Source organism: Streptomyces gottesmaniae (genome assembly GCF_031845845.1).
GTDB classification, from domain to species: domain Bacteria; phylum Actinomycetota; class Actinomycetes; order Streptomycetales; family Streptomycetaceae; genus Streptomyces; species Streptomyces akebiae.
In genome coordinates, this window is sequence record NZ_JAVRFJ010000020.1 from 78983 (window position 1) to 96680 (window position 17698).

Sequence of the window (17698 nt, forward strand, 5' to 3'; positions counted from 1 at the left end):
AGAGCCGACATGCGTTCCGTTCTGGGAGACCGCCGTGCCATCGCCGTCCTGCTGGGCCCGGCGCTGCTGGTGTACACCCTGGTCATGCTGGTACCGATGGGCTGGTCCCTCGGCTACACCTTCTTCAAGGGCAACGTCATCGAGGGCTTCACCTTCGGGGGGCTCGGAAACTTCGACAAGCTCTGGCACGACCCGCAGGCGCACTCGGCGCTGTGGTTCACCTTCAAGTACGCGATCGCGGTCAGCGCCGGGCAGGTCCTCTGCGGGTACCTGCTCGCACTGCTCTACGTGTTCGTCCTGCGCAAGTCGTCCGCGGTCGTCCGTACCCTGGTGTTCTTCCCGGTGATCCTTCCGACGGTCGCCGTGGCCCTGATGTTCCAGAAGCTCTTCGCCGTCGCGCCGCAGAACGGCCTGGCCAACGTCGCCCTCGAAGGGCTCGGCATCCACCACGGCGACTGGTTCGCCGGCGCGGGCGGCTCCTTCATCGTCCTGGTCGTCATGGACGTGTGGCGCTCCATGGGCTTCTACGGCGTCCTCATCTTCGCCGGGCTCCTCGACATCCCCGACGAGACGCTCGAGTCGGCGCGAATGGACGGCGCCACCGGATGGCGGCTGATCCGGCACATCGTCCTGCCGCTGTCCGCGCCCGTGCTGCTGTCGTCGGTCGTGTTCAGCATCAACGGCACCCTCAAGGTGTTCGACTCGGTCCTCGCCCTGACCAACGGCGGGCCGGGCAGCGACACGACGCCCCTGACCCTCTACATGTTCCGCACCGCGTTCTCCTACGGCGACTACGGCTACGGCAGCACCATCGCCTCGCTGCTCACCGTCGTCTGCCTCGGCGTCACCCTCATCATCTTCCGCTTCTCGCGCCGCGACCTGACCAAGGGCTGAACCTCCATGACCGACACCCTGACGGCACCGCCGCGGGAACTCCTGCCCAGCCCGCGGCCGACCACGGGCCGAGGGCGGGCGCATACCCGGCGCCTGACGCGGAACCTCCTCGTCACGCTGCTGGTGGTCGTCGAGGTGACGCCGCTGCTGTGGCTTGTGCTCAGTTCCTTCAAGACCCAGTCCGAGTTCGTGAACGACCCCGCCTGGTCGCTGCCGGGGACGTGGGACCTGCACAACTACGCCGACGCCTGGACGAGCGGGAACGTCGGCCTCCACATCAGCAACAGCCTCCTGGCCACCGTGCCCTCGCTCGCGCTCATCATCGTCCTCGGCACGGCCGCGGGCTTCGCCCTGGAGGTCATGATCTGGCGCGGACGCCACCAGGTGCTCCTGGTCTTCCTGCTGGGCATCATGGTGCCCAGCCAGATGATCCTGTTGCCCCTGTTCCGGGTGTTCTTCCAAAGTGGTCTGTCCGGCACGATGTGGCCGCTGATCATCACCTACACCGCCGTCGGCCTCCCGCTCACCGTCTTCATGATGGCCACCTACTTCCGGGCCGTCCCGCGCGAGATCTTCGAGGCCGCCACCCTCGACGGGGCGGGCATGCTCACCGCGTTCTGGCGGATCGGATTCCCCGTCGTCCGCAACGCCGTCTTCACGGTCGCGCTGGTGCAGTTCTTCTTCATCTGGAACGACCTGCTCGTCTCGCTCACGTTCACCACCGACGACAGCCTGCGCACCGTCCAGGTCGGACTGCTCAACTTCACCGGTCAGTACGGAGAGACGGCCTACGGACCGCTGTTCGCCGCGATCAGCATCAACGTCGTCGGCGCCCTGGTGCTCTACCTGCTGATCAACCAGCGCATCATCAAGGGCCTGACCGCCGGCGCGGTGAAGGGATGAGCGCCGAACGGATACCCGCGGTGGCCCTCCCGACCGCGGAACATCACCGGGAGCCGTTCGGCATCGGCGAGTCGTCGCCCCGGATCTCCTGGAAGACCACAGCACCCGCCGGCTGGACGCAGCACGCGTATGAGATCGAGGCCACCCGCGCCGACGGGACGCACCGCACGGGCTGGGTGACCTCTCGGGACTCCGTGCTCGTCCCCTGGCCCCTGCGGCCACTGACGTCCCGGGAAGCCTGCGAGGTCCGGGTGCGGGTCCGCGGAACCGACCAGGCGGCCGGCGGCTGGAGCCCACCCCTGCGCATCGAGACGGGCCTGCTGACACCGACGGACTGGACGGCCCGCGCGATCTCGCCGCACGAGCCGCACCATTCGGAGAGGCCGGACGCCGAGCGGCGACCGCCCCTGCTGCGCAAGGAATTCACCGTCGCCGCGGACGTCGAACGCGCACGGCTGTACGTCACCGCCCACGGCCTGTACGAGATCGAGATCAACGGCAGACGGGTCGGCGACCACGCCCTCGCGCCCGGCTGGACCAGCTACCACCACCGGCTGCGCTATCAGACCCACGACGTCACCGACCACCTGCGCGCCGGTGCCAACGCCCTCGGCGCGTGGCTGGCCGACGGCTGGTACCGAGGGCGGCTGGGCTTCGGCGGTGGGAACACCGACCTCTATGGCGACCGGGTCGCGCTCATCGCCCAACTGGAGATCGTCCACCGCGACGGAACCGTCACCGTCGTCGGCACCGACACCTCATGGCGCACCGGCCAGGGCCCCATCCTTGCCTCGGGACTGCTCGACGGCGAGACCTACGACGCGCGCGAGGAACAGCCCGGCTGGTCGAGTCCAGGGTTCGACGACGGCGACTGGTCGCCGGTGGACCTCGTCGACCGGGACCCGGCGACCCTGGTCGCCCCCACCGGCCCGCCGGTGCGCTGCACGCAGGAGATCACCCCTGTCCTGGTGACCGCGCTCGACGCCGACCGGCTCCTGGTGGACTTCGGGCAGAACCTCGTCGGCAGGGTCCGCATCACCGTGTCCGGTCCCGCCGGGCACACGGTCGTCATCCGCCACGCCGAGGTGCTCCAGGACGGAGAGCTGTGCGTGCGCCCCCTGCGCGATGCCGTGTCCACCGACCGGTACACCCTGCGGGGCGGCGCACCTGAGACCTGGGAGCCGCGCTTCACCATCCACGGGTTCCGGTACGCCGAGATCACCGGTTGGTGCGGCGGCGACCCGGGCCGCGACATCGTCGCCCGCGTCCACCACACCGACATGGCCCGCACCGGCTGGTTCGAGTGCTCCGACGAGCAGGTCAACCGCCTGCACGAGAACGTGGTGTGGAGCCTGCGCGGCAACTTCGTCGACCTTCCCACCGACTGCCCGCAGCGTGACGAGCGGCTCGGCTGGACCGGCGACATCCAGGTCTTCGCCCCCACCGCCGCCTTCCTGTACGACTGCCACGGCATGCTCGCCTCCTGGCTGCGCGACGTCGCCGTCGAACAGCACGACGACGGGACCGTCCCCTGGTACGTCCCCTCGATCCCGGGAGGCGAGCAGTGGACCCCCGCCCGACCGGGCGCCGGCTGGGGCGACGTCGTGGCACTCACTCCGTGGGAGCTCTACCGGGCCTCGGGCGACACCGCTCTGCTCGCCGCCCAGTACGAGAGCGCACGGCGATGGGTCGACCTCATCACCGAACTCGCCGACGAGTCGGGCCTGTGGAATCGCGGCTACCAACTCGGCGACTGGCTCGACCCGTTCGCACCGCCGGACGACCCCGGAGCCGGCCGTACCGACCGGCATCTCATCGCCACGGCGTACTACGCGTGGTCGCTGCGGCATGTGGCATGGACCGCCGACGTCCTGGGACGTGCGGACGACCGGGACCGCTACGGAGAACTCGCGCGACGAGTCCGGCAGGCGTTCGCCGACGCGTACGTGTTGCCCGGCGGCCTGATGACCAGCGACACCCAGACCGCCTACGCCGTCGCCCTCCAGTTCGACCTTCTCCCCGACGAGGCAGCCCGGGCCGTCGCCGGACGGCGCCTGGCCGAACTGGTCGAGGGGGGCGGCCATACCATCCAGACCGGATTCATCGGTACTCCGCTGGTGGCACCCGCGCTGAGCACCACGCACCATGACGACACCGCCTACGCGCTGCTCCTCCAGCAGGAGTGCCCCTCGTGGCTGTACGCGCTCAAGCACGACGCCACCACCATCTGGGAGCGCTGGGACAGCATGCTGCCCGACGGCACCGTCAATCCCGGCGAGATGACCTCGTTCAACCACTACGCCCTCGGCGCCGTCGCACAGTGGCTGCACAGCACGGTCGCCGGGATCGACGCGAGTACGCCGGGCTACCGCGACATCGTCTTCCGCCCACGACCGGGCGGCGGCATCACCTGGGCGAGCGCCGCCCACGAGTCGCCGTACGGCCGCGTGGCGATCCGATGGGAGCTGCGGGAAACGGATCTCACCGTCGAAACGACCGTGCCGACGGGGGCCACCGGACGGATCGAGTGGCCCGACGGAGGCGTCAGCACCCTGCCGACCGGGACCACCACCACCCGACGACCGTATCCCGGCCCCGACTCACACTGACCGTCCTTCGAGTACGCGTCCTGCCGGTTCGCGCCAACACCCCAGCGAAACAAAGGAGTCTCGCATGAGCAGCCATCACGCCGCCGATGAGTCCCGCCCCGGGACACGCAGACATCGTCAGCATTCCGTCCTCGCCACGATCGTGGTCGCCCTCCTGACCGTTCTCGGCTTGATCACCGCTGCCCCCGCACAGGCACTCAGCGGTGATCTGCGCATGCACGACCCGAGCGTCATCAAGGTGGGCAGCTGCCACTACGGCTTCTCCACCGGATTCGAGAACGACTCGCTCAACCCCAGTGGATCCATCACCATCCGCAGGACGTGCGCCGGCACAGCGGCATCCGGATGGACCAAGGTGGGGAACGTCTGGGAGTCGACCCCGTCCTGGATCACCAGCACGCTGGGCTCGACCCCGCCCAACATCTGGGCACCGGACATCAAGTACTTCAACGGCAAGTACCACCTGTACTACGCCGGTTCCCGCTGGGGCACCAACTACGCCGTGATGGGCCTCGCCACCGCCACCAACATCGAGGGCCCCTGGACCGACCAGGGCATGGTCACCGACGTCAACTACCCGATCGACCCCAACGTCGACTGGGGACCGGACGGCCGGCTCTACATCTCCTGGGGTTCCTGGACCGGCTCCGGCACCTACATGCACGTCTTGGACCAGTCCACCGGCAAGCTGTCCACCACCGACCACAACCTCTGGCGCATCGCCGTCGACATCGAGAACCCGACGATCATCCTCAACGGCGGCTACTACTACCTCTTCGGCTCCAAGGGCCTGTGCTGCAGCGGGACCAACAGCACCTACTACACCGTGGTCGGCCGGTCCACCAGCATCACCGGACCGTACCGGGACCAGAACGGCACCGACATGGCCTCCGGCGGCGGCACGACCGTCCTGACCGGTGCCTATCCCAGGGTGGCCGCCGGCGGCGCCGACGCCTACGACGACGGCGCGTCCAAGTTCCTCGCCTACCACTACTACGACGGCAACGACTCCGGCCGGGAGACACTCGACATCCGCCAGGTGACCTTCGCGGGCGGCTGGCCCGTCATCGCCAGTCCGCTGGGGGCCGCCAACAACCACCTGCTGAACCGCAACAGCGCCAAGTGCGCGGACGTCTGGTCTCTGAGCACGGCGGACGGGGCGGCGGTGAACTCCGGCAACTGCAACTCCGGGGCCAACCAGCAGTGGGTGCCCAACGCCGTGGGTTCCAACTACGAACTGCGTAACGTCAACAGCGGCAAATGCCTGCAGATCTCCGGCGCCTCCACCGTCGACGGTGCGGTGGCCGTCCAGTCCACGTGCACCGGGGCCTCGCATCAGCTGTGGACGAGGACGCCGGTGATCGGCGGCTACGTCACCTTCGCCAACGTGCGCAGCGGCAAGTGCCTGGCGGTCGCCGGGGCGTCTACCGCCAACGGCGCGGCCCTGGACCAGTCAACGTGCACCGCCGGCGCGAACCAGCAGTGGATGGTCGTCTGACGGGCAGGGCCACCGCCGACCGGCGGTGAGTCCGGGCGGGCCGTGCACCCCGGCCCGCCCGGAGTCGGCATCTGCGCGATCACTGACGGCGACGCCCCCGAAGCGCGGTCAGCCTGTGGGTCGCTGTCGTGGACGATCTCTTGCAAGTCGTGCACCCGGGCCGCCGTGCCGGGACCGGTCCGTCACGCCCGCCAGGCGGCGAAGACCGGCTCGATCAAAGCCCAGCGGGCATCGGACACATCACTGCGATACGGACGGCGAGAACTCACGCACCGTGCAACGACCGCCGACGTAGCCAGTCACAAAAGCATCCCAGAACACCAACTACCTAGATCAGATGCCCTCTAAGAGGGCGTTTATACAGGTCAGGCCCTTTTCGCGTACCCGGAAGTCCGTCTGGTTTGAAGACGCCGCGGAATCGCCTGATGGCCGGCGGAATCCATCCCTCCGGCGTGTGCATGATCACGGTGTGCCGTGAGTGAGCGCAAGCCGTACCCCAGTGACCTGTCCGACGCACGATGGGCCTTGATCGAGCCGACGTTGACGGCCTGGAGAAAGGCCCGCCTCGACCGCCGGCCGACCGGAAAGCCGGCCAAAGTCGAACTACGCGACGTCTTCAACGCAATCCTCTACGTCAACCGCACGGGAATCCCCTGGCGATACCTCCCGCATGACTTCCCGAGTCACGGCACCGTCTATGCCTACTACGCGGTCTGGCGCGACGAAGGGATCTTCGCCCAGCTCAATTACGACCTGACGGGACTGGCTCGCGTGAAGGAGGGACGCAAGCCCGAGCCGACCGCCTCCGTGATCGACACCCAGAGCGTGAAGACCTCCAACAATGTGCCCCTGACCAGCCAGGGAACCGATGTGGCCAAGAAGATCTTCGGCAAGAAGCGCGGCATCCTCACCGACACGATCGGTCTCATCCTCGCTGTGACCGTCACCGCCGCCGGCCTGTCGGAGAACGCCCTGGGAATACGCCTCCTCGACCAGGCGAAGGAGAAGTACCCGACCATCTCCAAGAGCTGGGTCGACACCGGCTTCAAGAACGCCGCCGTCGAGCACGGCGCCCGCCTCGGAATCGACGCCGAGGCCGTCAACAGAAACCCGGACGCCCGTGGGTTTCACGTTGTGAAAAGGCGCTGGGTGGTCGAGCGGAGTATCGGTTGGATCATGATGCGCAGTCGTCTCGCCCGCGACTACGAGACCCTCACCGCCAGCTCCGAAGCCATGATCCACATCGCCTCGGTCGACAACCTCGCCAGGCGCATAACGGACGAGACCACCCCCGCCTGGCGAGGAACTTACTAGGGCATCAAGGGCAATATGCCCACTTCAAACGCCCTCTTAGGCAGCGTCGCGGGCACCCTTCATCGGCGCGCCGAAGCCGGACACGGGCGGAAAACCCTCTCCCGTTCTGTCGCTGGCATGTCATACGCTGCTTCTGGCAGTCGCGCCCCGCAGGTCACCGTGAACACTGCTGCGGTCACGTCCGGGTGTAGCGCGGCGCCCTCGATTCCCCGGTGCGGTACCGGGTTTCCTTGTGGGGGTTTCAGCACTGTGCGTAGGCGCAGCATCTCGACCGCGACGGCGCTCGCGGTCGTCTTCAGCTCGGTGGCCTTGAGCGTCGTTACGGCAGGGCCCGCCGCGGCTGCCACCATCGGCTCGCCGGCCGGCATCGTCGTGCACAGCGCGTTGAAGCGGGTCTTCATCGGCGACGATGCGACCGGTTCCGTCATCGCCGCCGACTACAACGGCAACCGCGTCGACTCGGTGCGCGGCATCCACGGGGTCTTCGACCTGGCGCTGTCCGACGACGGCGCCACGCTGTACGCGGCAGCGCGCGGCAGCCACGAGATCGTGGCCCTGGACGCGGCCACCCTGGACATCAAGGCCCGCTACCCCGTGGCAGCCAGCATCGGCCCGCTGTACCTGGAGTTCACCGGCCAGAAGGTCTGGTTCACCTACGAGGACCCGTCTGACGGCTACAGCAACCTGGGCTCGATCGACCCGGCGGCGACCCCCGCCGACGGAAGCGAGACGGTGGCACTCAGACAGCTCCCGCACCCCAGTCCCGCGATCAGCGGCGGCGCACGTATCGACAGCGACCCGTCCGCGCCCGGCCTCCTGGCCCTCGGTGCGACCGACTTCGACGACACGGCCACGGACATGATGGCCATCGTCGATGTCTCCGGCTCCGCACCGCAGCTGACGGCCTGGCACGACGGCGGCTACTCACTGAACTACGTCAACGACATCGACCTCGTGCCCGGCGCGGGGGAGGTGCTGGTCGACGGCACTGAGCGGCACACCTACGCGGACGGAAAGTTCACTGCCGCCGGGGCTTACCCGGCGGGGCAGCGCGCGGACATCGCCCCCAACGGTCTGGTCGCCCAGGTGAGCGGCACGAACGTGGCGGTCTACCGACCGGGTGCTAAAACACCGGTCCGCACCTACGCCGCCGACACGGACGCCCTCGCCTGGGCCCCGGACTCCTCCCGGCTCTTCGCTCTCGTCTCCGCACCCGGCGGCTACGTCCTCAAAACGCTCACCGACCCGGCCAAGAGCGTTCCGACGCTGACGGTCAACGCGCCCGCGACCGCCACCCGCGCCAAGAAGCTCACCGTCACCGGCAAGGCCTCCGCCACGCTCCCTCTTCCCGCCGGCGCCGAACTGCAGGTCACCCGTACCGACATGGAGAGCCCCGGCGGCAAGGCGCTGCCGCCCGTGACGGTGAAGCCGGACGGCACCTACTCCTTCACCGACACCCCGCCGGCCGGAGGCACGGTCACCTACAAGGTCGCCTACGCGGGCGACACCGACCACACCCCGGCCAGCGCCACCGACGGGGTCACCGTCTCCCGCGCGGCCACCACACTGACCCTGAACAAGCACGGCAACCGTTACAACTACGGCACCGACGTCTCCTTCACCGCGCACCTCGGCACCACGTACAAGAACCGTACCGTCGAAATCTGGGCCAACCCCTACGGCGCCGACAAGCCCAACAAGCTGCTCAAGACGGCGAAGACCAACTCCAGCGGCAACATCTCCGCAACGGTCGACATGACCCGGAACACCGTCGTCTCCGCGGTCTTCAAGGGCGACGCCCACTACAAGCCAAAGACGGTCACCTCCACCGCCTACGCCCGTGTGAAGGTCGCCACCGCCGTCTCCAAGCACTACAAGACGGCCAAGATCGGCTCCACGTCGTACTCCTGGTTCCACAAGAACACCGACCCGCTGCTCACGACGACCATGACCTACTATTCGGGCCGCAAACAGCGCTTCGACCTGCAGGTCTACTACAACGGCGCCTGGCGATCCGGCGGTTCGGAGTACTTCGCGCTCGGCACGAACGGAAAATCGGCCGTCGCCCTGGAGGCGCCCGGCGAGTCCGGTGTCCGGGCGCGGATGCGGTCCGTCTACGTCAAGGATTCGTCCGGCGACAACGTCAACTCGACAACCTACGGGGTCTGGAAGTACCTGTACTTCTCCAAGTAGCCCGGTAGGCCCGGGTGGGGAGCGCGCTGGCCGGGCCAGCGGGCAGCCGATCCACACCTGCCCAGCCCGCATCCCTGCACAGGTATCGCGCAGGCAGCCCGCCCCCGTCCGTGGTTACGCCGGGCACGGGCTGCGCGCACCCGGCCGTGTCCGGGAAGGTCCCGGCAACGCGGGTGGTCGCGCGACGTGCGGACGGCACGCCCGCCGGGTGGGAGGGGCTCCTTCCGCGTAGCCGTGTCCGCTTCTGCCGGGGCCGGGCGCTGTGCCGCCGTGCCGCCGTGCCCTACCCGGCAGCATCCAGCGCCGACTGGGGCGTAGCGTCGGAGGCTTCCTCGTTTACAACAACGCCGACCTCCATCAGTTACGGCTGACCCGTGGCGGAAGGGCACGATGCACCATGAGCAACAAAGTCAAGATGAGCATCTTTCTGTCCGTGGTCGCGGTCGTCACCGTGCTCGCGCTGCTGCAAGGCCTCACGGCAGAGGGGTCGAACAAAGCCCCACCGCTCATCGTGGCAGCCCTTGGAGGGGCGTCGCTTGTCATGTGGACCATCGGGGTCTGCAACAAGGCCAGGAAGAAGTGACCAGACTCCTCGCCGTCCGCCCGGCCGTCGTGGGCGGCGAGGAGGCGGTGTCGGGCTCACGACTGAATAGTCGCGCTGACCGCCCCAAGCGGATCATGGCGCCGACCCCGGCTGGTCAGCGAGGGCGTGGCCGTCCGCAGGGCTACGAGCCGGGCTCCTGGCGTAGGTCCCGGAAGCAGCGCAGCCGTACACCCGCCTCGCCGGGCTCCCGAGTCGTACGGTCCGCCGGCGCGACGGCGCATCGCGCGGCGAGCAGCTCCTGGATGGCGACTTGCGGAGTTTGCGGATGATGTCGGCCTTGACGCCGTCCGGTGGGACAAGGTTGAACGCATCCGCATCAGAGATGATCAACTACGCCTCTGTGGTCACGAATGGGAAGTGGCCCGACCGAGATGACACAGGGACCCGCATTTTCCAAGGAGGGCCGCCGGGCCGTACGCAGTGCCCGGGTGCTCGCCCGGCGGCGTCAGAAAGTCGCCCGGTTGAGTACCGGGACGTTCAGCGCCTGTCCAGCTGGGTCACGGCTGTTCAGCACAGCGATGTGAAGTACTCCTCCACACACCATCGGGCGCGTTGTTCTGCGGCGGTGGCGTCCTGGCCGCAGGGCATGCATATCGTGGGGGGTCCGCTTCGTAGGGCGGCCTCGGGCAGGACCCGCACTCTGGGCCGTGGGCGCAGTACACGCACGACGGGTCGTGCCCAGGCCGTTCCGGGCCGAACTGCGGCGGGTGCCAGGTGAGTTCGAGCCGCCACCGGCCCCGGCTTCCCCTCTACGGCTCGCCGCGCGCGGTCACCGGCACGGGTAGGCGTAGCGGTCGGGGCAGGCCGGGGAGGTCGACGGCGACCAGGTGCGTTATCTCGGGTGTCGAGCGGGCGACAGGCATGTGAGGCATGCGTCTCTCGGCGCACCGTGCCTGACAGATATCTACGGGTTGTTCAGGCACGTCCGCATGTTCGCAAGGTGGGAGCCACAGAGGGGTGGTGGTGTCGCGGGCGGCGCCTGGCAGGTCGCTGTCCGGTAGGTCGTCCTCCTGTCCCTCACCGCGTTCGACCAGCTCCCGCGACACCCGAGCCGGCAGTTCCGGCCGCGGCGGATCCCATGAGGCAAGCGGCACCTCGAACACCCGGTCCTGGCCGGATCCCAGGCAACGGGCGTGAGCGCCACCAGGGGGGTGGCGGCAGTCATGAGGGGGATGCGTCGCCCTTGCCGACCGCGGTGGCGTTTTGGACGCAGTCGCGGAGCAGGGCGCGGCGCTGGTCATGTACGTCATCGGGTTCTTGGCTGCTGGCCGCATATACGTTGCTGACCGGCGACCAGGCCATGGACATCGCGATGACCATGGCCATGATGTCGAACGGGTCCCCTGCGCGGACCCGCCCGGCGGCCTGGGCCTCGGCGATGGCCGCGAGCTTGCGGTCGTCGTAGTGCTGGTGGTTCTCGACGAGGTGCCCGGCAGGCCGGCGTTCCAGTCGTGTCCAGGTCGCCAGCCGGATGAGGTCGGGGCGGCGCAGGTATTCGTCATAGAGACGAACGGCCCAGTCCGCGAGATCGTCGGCGTCGACGGGCACGACGTTGGTGATGCGCTCCAGCGAGCTGAGGAAGATCGCGTCGAAGAGTTGTTCCTTGCCGCCGAAGTAGGCGTAGAGCTGTGCCTTGTTGGTGCGCGCTGCCGTCACGATGCGTTCGATGCGTGCCCCGGCGATGCCGCGCTGGGCGAACTCTTCGGTGGCGGCGTCCAGGATGCGCTGGTAGGTCGCGGCGCCTCGCGAAGTCTGGGGTTGTTCCGGCATGCCCGCAGCCTACCAAACAGAACAGTTGGTTTGCCTAGGGGTGTGGTCGCGCTTACGCTGCAACAGACAGAACAGTCTGTTTAGGGAGTCACTATGCGAACGACCACCGGATGGCAGGCGGCTGGCCCGACGTCGCTGCGGCGCACGTCGGTGGAGCGCCGTGACCTGCGCCCGGATGACATCGCGGTGCGGGTCGACTACTGCGGCGTGTGCCACACCGACCTGCACGCCCTGCGCGCCTACGACCAGCACACGAGAGTGCCCCTGGTGCCCGGTCACGAATTCACCGGCGTGGTGGCCGGGATCGGACGGGAGGTGACCACCTTCTCGGTCGGCGACCACGTCGCGGTGGGCAACATCGTCGACTCCTGCGGAGTGTGCGCCATGTGCGAAGCCGGACAGGAGAATTTCTGCCACTCCTTCCCGACTCTGACCTACGGCGGCACCGACCGACACGACGGGTCGACCACCCTGGGCGGCTACTCCCGCGAGTACGTCGTACGCGACACCTTCGCCTACCCGCTCCCCTCCGGCCTCGACCCGGCCGCAGCCGCCCCGCTGATGTGCGCCGGCGTCACCGTCTGGGAACCCCTGCGCTCCCTCGGTGTGCGCCCCGGCAGTCGCGTCGCCGTGGCCGGCCTCGGCGGCCTGGGCCACCTCGCAGTCAAGATGGCCGTGGCACTCGGCGCCACCACGACCGTCATCAGCCGCACCCACGACAAGCGCGACGACGCCCGCAGGCTCGGTGCTCACGACCTCATCGCCTCCACCGACACCCAGCACATGGCCACGGCACGCGACACCTTCGACGTCGTCATCGACACCATCTCCGCCCCTCACGACCTCGCCCCGTATCTGAAGCTGGTGGCGATGGACGGCACCCTCAGCCTGCTCGGGTACCTGGGCCCCGTCACCGTCGAGGCCATGGATCTGCTCATCGGCCGCAAGAAGCTCAGCTCCGCGGGCAGCGGAGGCCGCCTGGCGACAGCCGAGATGCTCCAATTCTGCGCTGACCACAGCATCGCCGCTGACATAGAAGTACTCCCGTCGTCACAGGTGGACACGGCACTCGGCCGCCTCCTGCGAAACGACGTCCGCTACCGCTTCGTGCTCGACATGTCCGACCTGGACTGAGAAGACGGTGGGCCGGGCCACGGCGTGCCGGCCGGACAACGGCACGCGCATGGCTCGGCACTCCGCCCCCTCACAAACGGTCCCTTCGCGCGAGCAGGATCAATCACTGGCCGCCGGACCCCAGCCGCGCCCGGATTCGTTCTCACAACCCGCTCTCACTCAAAAATGGGACGGACCAGGACGGGCGGTGGCAGCAAAGAGGAGGTTCTGCGGCGGGCGAAGGTGCCGCACCTCGAGGCCGTCGTCGGATCGGATACGCGGCTCGGCCGGATCGCCGGGCGGGCGCGGTTTCTTTCGAACTTCATGCTCGATGCCCAGCGGTGGGTGAAGGCCGCCTCCGGTGTGCAGTTCCGCGAGGTGGGGGTCGATGCCGAGACCGGCGAGACGCGGGTGTCGAGGTGGGTCGGGGTGTTCGACATCGGCAGGGTGATCAACGCGAAGACGTCGGCCAGCCAGATGCGTGGCGGCATCGTGATGGGCCTGGGCCTGGGCCTGGGCCCGGGCCTGGGGCTGGCGATGGCGGGGGAGACGCTTGTCGACCCGCGCAACGGGCGGATCATGAACCCGGCCTGGCCGAGTACCACGTCCCGGTGCACGTCGACATTCCGCCGATCGACGTGTCCTTCCTGGACGACCCGGATCCGAAGATGCCGCTCGGCATTCTCGGCGACGGCGAGGTGTCCATGACGGGGGTCGGTGCGGCTGTGGTGAACGCCGTGCATCACGCGACCGGCGAGGGAGTGCGGGACCTGCCGATCATCCTGGACAAGTTGCTCTGGGGCAGTGAGGCAACGGCGGTTGGGGGCCGTCTCACGGCGGATCGATGGACCTCGGCCTTCACCGACTGTGAGTCCACGAACGCGGCACTCGGCTCAGCGAGTGGCAGTACGCGCTTCTCGCCGAGGACGTTGCCCTGCGGTACCGCGCTGGCCTCACTCCCGCGGTATCGAGTGCGGCGCGGTCGGTGTGGATCTCGTGGCCGGTTGGCGCAGCAGTTGTTCGATGAGGCGTTCCTTGGCCAGGGCGAGGTGGCGCCGGTAGGTGCCGTAGGGCACTCCGAGTCGTCGGGCGGCGGCCTTGTGGGTGCGGGAGGCCGAGATGTAGGCGGCGGTGAGGGCCTTGTGGGCTTTGACGCCCGCCGGGTCGATCTGTATCGCGTCGAGTGCGGTGGTGATGGCGCCGCGCAGGTCCGCGGCCGGGTCGGATGAGCCCGGCGCCACGAGATGGGAGTGCAGCAGGACGCTGGTCGCGAATTCGCGCGGGGTGTGCCAGGTGCGCAGCGCCTCGAGCACGCCTTTCTCGAACGCGGCGCGCGGCAGCTGGTCGCCCGGGCCGTTGGTGGAGGCGGTTGCGGGCCATGTGGCCAGGGGCGTGACCGCGGTGCGTGCCCAGTTTTGCACCCACTGTTCCACTGTTTGCCGTCGCCAGTCCCGGCCGAAGACATGCTGTCGCAGGCCGCCGACGTCCACGGCCGCGACCTCCGGCACTCCGGCCTTGGCAAGGTAGCGCCCCCACAGGTCGGCGTCTTCGAAGACGGTGAAGGTGACCGCACGTCCAAGGATCCTCATCTCCTCGGCGAGGGTGCGCCGGCTGATGAGTTCCATCAGGGGCGAGGGCCGCTGGCCCCCGCCGGGTTGCACCGCGAAGCGGCGGATGCCCAGGTGCTCGCCCGGCCCCAGGGGAGCGGCCGCCTCCACGAGATCCCAGACCGCTGCGATGACCGGGTCCTCGGCGCGGTCCTCGGGCAGCGGTGTGTCCAGCCGCAGGATGGCCATGAACGAAGCGGGTGTGGTGGAGCCGGTGTAGCGGTGGACGCGGAAGGCGTCCGGCTGGCGGCGCAGCCAGTGCGCGACCGCGGCTGCCGATGCCGGGCCCTCGGCCTCCTCGGCCATGCGCAGCAAGGCGGGTACGTCGCCGGGCCGGAGCGGAGTGTCCTCGATGTGAGGGTGCGTCCGGTAGTTGTACAGGTTGTCCGGGCCGTCCTGGTCGCGGAAGAGGAACATCCATTCCGCGACGCGTAAGAGCGCGTCGTCGGCGGTGGCGGAGCGTACGGCTTCCATGCCGGCGAGGGAGATGCGGGCGCGGATGTCGTCGTAGCGCTCGGGGTCCCGCCAGCGCAGGTCGGCCTCGAGGGTCCCCCGCACCGCGTCGTGCGGGTGCAGCCCTTCCGGTGTGACCTCGATGTAGGGCAGCTGGCGCAGCCAGGGGAACACCGTACTGGTGTCCTCGTCACCCAGTACCGCGCGCAGCAGGGGCTCGCGGGTGACATAGGCCTGTGCGACGACTTCGAGGGCGCGTCGATGAAGGGCACTGGGCAGGTCGCCGACCAGCCGCTCGACCAGGGTCGTCAGGGTGTCGCCGGTGGGGTACCACGGCGCGCCGGGTGCGGCGGGGGGCACGGAGGCGGCCAGTGAGAGGGCGAGCGGACTGCCTCCCGCGAAGGCGACGAAGGCGCCGCGCTGCTCGGCGGGGACCCCCCGGGCGGCGAGCAGGGCGTCGGACTCGGCGGGATCGAGCGGCCGTACGGGCAGTGCGCTGAACAGTTGCGCCCACCCGGGGTCCAGCGACCATTCGGCGTCGGGGGCGGTCCTGCCGGCCACCACCACGATCGCCTGGTCGGCGAGCCGCAGCAGGAAGGTCTCGCGCAGCCACGTCTCGAGGGGCTGGCACTGTTCGAAGGTGTCGATGAGCAGCACCGCGCCTGGTTCGGCGCACGCCGGGGCGGCGGCCTCCTCCAGCCTGCGCGGGTCGGCGTCGAGGAACCGGGCGTCCACATGCACCACCCGGCGGCCGGCGAGTTCCGCCTGCCGGGCGGCGTAGCGCACGAGCGAGGACTTGCCGATGCCGCCGGGGCCGTGCAGGTAGGCGACGAGCGGAGCGTGCGCCGCGCCCGACAGCATCAGGTCGAGCACCGCCCGCTCCGGCTCCCTGCCCACCAGCGCTCCGGCTCGTGCCGCGGCCAGTCGGTCCGCCAGCCCCGCCGCTCCCAACCCAGGCTCCTTTCGTCAGGCCCATTTTGCCGTCGAAGATCGATGTGATGAAGCGCTTTCTACGTGAGTGGCACCGAGCGCGGGGCAGCATCGCGGGACAGGAGTCGCTACTCGGATGTGTGCGGCATCGACTCGGTGTCGTCCGGGTGTTACGCCTCAGTCCCTGTCCTCGGCGCGCTCGTCACTTCGCCTCGGCCCGGCGTCGAGCGGGACGTGTCGTCGCCCCTTCTGCGCGGCCCGGGTCGGGTCCTTATGCTCCGCCTTTGCGGCGCCGAGGAGCGGCCGAGCGGGACGGCATCGAGCGCATGTGGTCGCGCACCGGCGCCAGCAGGCCGGCGAGAGCTTCGACGTCGTCGCGCGAAAGCGGCTCGAACAGCAGGCCGCTGACCACCTTGATGTGGCCGGGCAGCACCTTCGCAAGCAGCTCACGCCCGGCGTCGGTGAGGGTGACGGTGATGCTCCGTTCGTCGTCCGGCGAGGGAGCGCGGACGACCAGGCCCTCCTTCTGCAGCAGATCCACCTGGTAGGTCAGGCCGCTGCGGCTGTAGACGACGCCGTCGGCCAGGTCGGTCATGCGGTGGCTGCCCGTCGGAGAGTCCCCGAGGCGGGCCAGCAGCTGGAACTGCACATAGCTGAGATCGCCGGCCTCACGCAGCTGCTGCTCGACCGCGTGCCGGAGCAGGCTGGTCACCTCGATGAGGTCGAAGTAGGCACCGAGCTGCACGGGGTCGAGCGACGGCGGTGAATCAGGCATGACCGAAGTCTACTGCTTCGAATTCGAAGCGTGTGGGGTGGCGCCGTCCAGCCACCCCGGGCGGAGCTGGAGCTGAACTCCTGCTGAGTTCGGTGCCACACCGGGCAGGTGGATCGGACGGACGCGAGGGTCGCCCGGCCCGATGTGGTGACCTGCGAGCAGACGGTGTGGGCAGTGTTGGGCCCGACTGAGCACCGCAGAACATGGAGTTCGGACAGTGCCGCGGCACAGGGTTACGAGCAGCAGGGCGGCGCCGCCGCCCACGTATCCCGAGGACCGGCCATGGACATCCCCTGCCTCGCGCAACGTCGTCCTCGGCCCTCCCCGGTGACGACACGACAGCCCGGCCGCAGCGCGGAAGCCATGAACACGATGCCGGGACGAGCACCGCCGCGTGGAGCCCGGTGTCCCTGGCAGTCCTGTGCGCCGGCGTCGGTCACGGGCGCTCGACTCGGCTGCCCGCGGACTGGGTTGCGGAGGCGGTGCGCCGGTCACTGGCGGCTGGGGGTGCGCGCGCCGAGGTGAAGGTGCTGGAGCTGCACCGGCCGGCGGCCGACCTCGCCCGGTACTCCGCCCAGGGCCGCGCCGGCCTCGGCCTGCGGGAGGCGATCGCGGCGGTCATGGCAGCGGACGGGCTGGTGGTGGCGACCCCGGTGCTCGCCGCGTCCCCGAGCGAGGTGTTCGACTCGTTCTTCGCTGTTCTCGGGGACGAAGCCCTCTCCGGCATGCCGGTACTGCTGACGCTCGACAGCGGCTCCCGCCGGCAGCCATCCGGCCTCGCGCAGATGATGCGCAGACGCCTGACCGACGTGCGCGCCGACCCCGTGCTCACGGTCGTCGTCGCCGGCCCCGCCGACTGGCAGGCCACGGCGCTCAGCGACGCGGGCGCGGCTGCGCGCCTGCATCGACCGAACCGCCGTCGAACTCGCCGCGGCGATGCGCTCGCACCGGCGGTGACCGACACCACTTGCTTCGAATTCGAAGTAGATGTACCGTCATCAACAGTTGCTTCGAATTCGAAGCAAAATTGATCGC

Annotated in this window: 14 protein-coding genes; 10 read left to right on the plus strand and 4 right to left on the minus strand. The window is 69.1% G+C overall.

What is annotated here, in order from left to right; translation table 11 throughout:
- Positions 1-9: 9 nt before the first annotated feature.
- The 7 genes from RM704_RS22990 (at position 10) to RM704_RS23020 (ending at position 9994) form a co-directional block, all read left to right on the plus strand.
- Complete coding sequence (locus RM704_RS22990) at positions 10-894, plus strand: carbohydrate ABC transporter permease (protein WP_033530253.1); 885 nt, start codon at positions 10-12, stop codon at positions 892-894.
- Positions 895-900: 6 nt separating this feature from the next.
- A complete protein-coding gene (locus RM704_RS22995; RefSeq protein ID WP_033530254.1) occupies positions 901-1797 on the plus strand; it encodes a carbohydrate ABC transporter permease in 897 nt (298 codons plus the stop codon).
- Positions 1794-4406: an alpha-L-rhamnosidase gene (locus RM704_RS23000; protein ID WP_033530255.1), complete on the plus strand. Its 2613-nt coding sequence runs from the start codon at positions 1794-1796 to the stop codon at positions 4404-4406. The genes RM704_RS22995 and RM704_RS23000 overlap by 4 nt, the downstream gene beginning before the upstream one ends.
- A 64-nt stretch (positions 4407-4470) precedes the next feature.
- The gene (locus RM704_RS23005) at positions 4471-5904 is read left to right on the plus strand and encodes a family 43 glycosylhydrolase (protein ID WP_033530256.1); all 1434 of its coding nucleotides are present in this window, start codon (positions 4471-4473) and stop codon (positions 5902-5904) included.
- 474 nt (positions 5905-6378) lie between these two features.
- Complete coding sequence (locus tag RM704_RS23010; protein WP_033530257.1) at positions 6379-7218, plus strand: IS5 family transposase; 840 nt, start codon at positions 6379-6381, stop codon at positions 7216-7218.
- A 249-nt stretch (positions 7219-7467) separates the two neighbouring features.
- Complete coding sequence (locus RM704_RS23015) at positions 7468-9411, plus strand: YncE family protein (protein WP_033530258.1); 1944 nt, start codon at positions 7468-7470, stop codon at positions 9409-9411.
- 397 nt (positions 9412-9808) lie between these two features.
- On the plus strand, positions 9809-9994 hold the full coding sequence (locus RM704_RS23020) for a hypothetical protein (RefSeq protein ID WP_033530259.1): 186 nt from the start codon (positions 9809-9811) through the stop codon (positions 9992-9994).
- Positions 9995-10136: 142 nt separating this feature from the next.
- Here RM704_RS23020 and RM704_RS23025 read toward each other — a convergent pair whose 3' ends face one another.
- Positions 10137-10259, minus strand: coding sequence for a DUF6207 family protein (locus RM704_RS23025; protein ID WP_311591150.1), 123 nt, complete (start codon positions 10257-10259; stop codon positions 10137-10139).
- Between the two features lie 917 nt (positions 10260-11176).
- On the minus strand, positions 11177-11785 hold the full coding sequence (locus RM704_RS23030; protein WP_033530260.1) for a TetR/AcrR family transcriptional regulator: 609 nt from the start codon (positions 11783-11785) through the stop codon (positions 11177-11179).
- Between the two features lie 93 nt (positions 11786-11878).
- On the opposite strand from RM704_RS23030, the gene RM704_RS23035 reads away from it, so the two are divergent.
- A complete protein-coding gene (locus tag RM704_RS23035; protein ID WP_033530261.1) occupies positions 11879-12919 on the plus strand; it encodes an NAD(P)-dependent alcohol dehydrogenase in 1041 nt (346 codons plus the stop codon).
- A gap of 165 nt (positions 12920-13084) precedes the next feature.
- Positions 13085-13606, plus strand: coding sequence for a molybdopterin cofactor-binding domain-containing protein (locus RM704_RS23040; RefSeq protein WP_311591120.1), 522 nt, complete (start codon positions 13085-13087; stop codon positions 13604-13606).
- A 245-nt stretch (positions 13607-13851) separates the two neighbouring features.
- On the opposite strand, the gene RM704_RS23045 is transcribed toward RM704_RS23040, so the two are convergent.
- Together RM704_RS23045 and RM704_RS23050 are read right to left on the minus strand one after the other, a co-directional pair.
- The gene (locus RM704_RS23045) at positions 13852-15909 is read right to left on the minus strand and encodes an ATP-binding protein (RefSeq protein ID WP_202808151.1); all 2058 of its coding nucleotides are present in this window, start codon (positions 15907-15909) and stop codon (positions 13852-13854) included.
- A gap of 250 nt (positions 15910-16159) precedes the next feature.
- Entirely contained in the window at positions 16160-16663 is a 504-nt protein-coding gene (locus RM704_RS23050) for a MarR family winged helix-turn-helix transcriptional regulator (RefSeq protein ID WP_033530263.1), read from the minus strand.
- 203 nt (positions 16664-16866) lie between these two features.
- Here RM704_RS23050 and RM704_RS23055 point away from each other — a divergent pair, with 203 nt between their 5' ends.
- The gene (locus RM704_RS23055; RefSeq protein ID WP_078937325.1) at positions 16867-17694 is read left to right on the plus strand and encodes an NAD(P)H-dependent oxidoreductase; all 828 of its coding nucleotides are present in this window, start codon (positions 16867-16869) and stop codon (positions 17692-17694) included.
- The last annotated feature ends 4 nt before the right edge of the window (positions 17695-17698 follow it).

Excerpts from the sequence above, each read along its gene's own strand:
- RM704_RS23035 (WP_033530261.1), top strand. The coding sequence starts at position 11,879 with ATGCGAACGACCACCGGATGGCAGGCGGCTGGCCCGACGTCGCTGCGG.
- RM704_RS23055 (WP_078937325.1), top strand. The coding sequence starts at position 16,867 with ATGGAGTTCGGACAGTGCCGCGGCACAGGGTTACGAGCAGCAGGGCGG.
- RM704_RS23030 (WP_033530260.1), bottom strand. The coding sequence starts at position 11,785 with ATGCCGGAACAACCCCAGACTTCGCGAGGCGCCGCGACCTACCAGCGC.
- RM704_RS23000 (WP_033530255.1), top strand. The coding sequence starts at position 1,794 with ATGAGCGCCGAACGGATACCCGCGGTGGCCCTCCCGACCGCGGAACAT.
- RM704_RS23040 (WP_311591120.1), top strand. The coding sequence starts at position 13,085 with ATGGGACGGACCAGGACGGGCGGTGGCAGCAAAGAGGAGGTTCTGCGG.
- RM704_RS23020 (WP_033530259.1), top strand. The coding sequence starts at position 9,809 with ATGAGCAACAAAGTCAAGATGAGCATCTTTCTGTCCGTGGTCGCGGTC.
- RM704_RS22995 (WP_033530254.1), top strand. The coding sequence starts at position 901 with ATGACCGACACCCTGACGGCACCGCCGCGGGAACTCCTGCCCAGCCCG.
- RM704_RS23050 (WP_033530263.1), bottom strand. The coding sequence starts at position 16,663 with ATGCCTGATTCACCGCCGTCGCTCGACCCCGTGCAGCTCGGTGCCTAC.
- RM704_RS22990 (WP_033530253.1), top strand. The coding sequence starts at position 10 with ATGCGTTCCGTTCTGGGAGACCGCCGTGCCATCGCCGTCCTGCTGGGC.
- RM704_RS23005 (WP_033530256.1), top strand. The coding sequence starts at position 4,471 with ATGAGCAGCCATCACGCCGCCGATGAGTCCCGCCCCGGGACACGCAGA.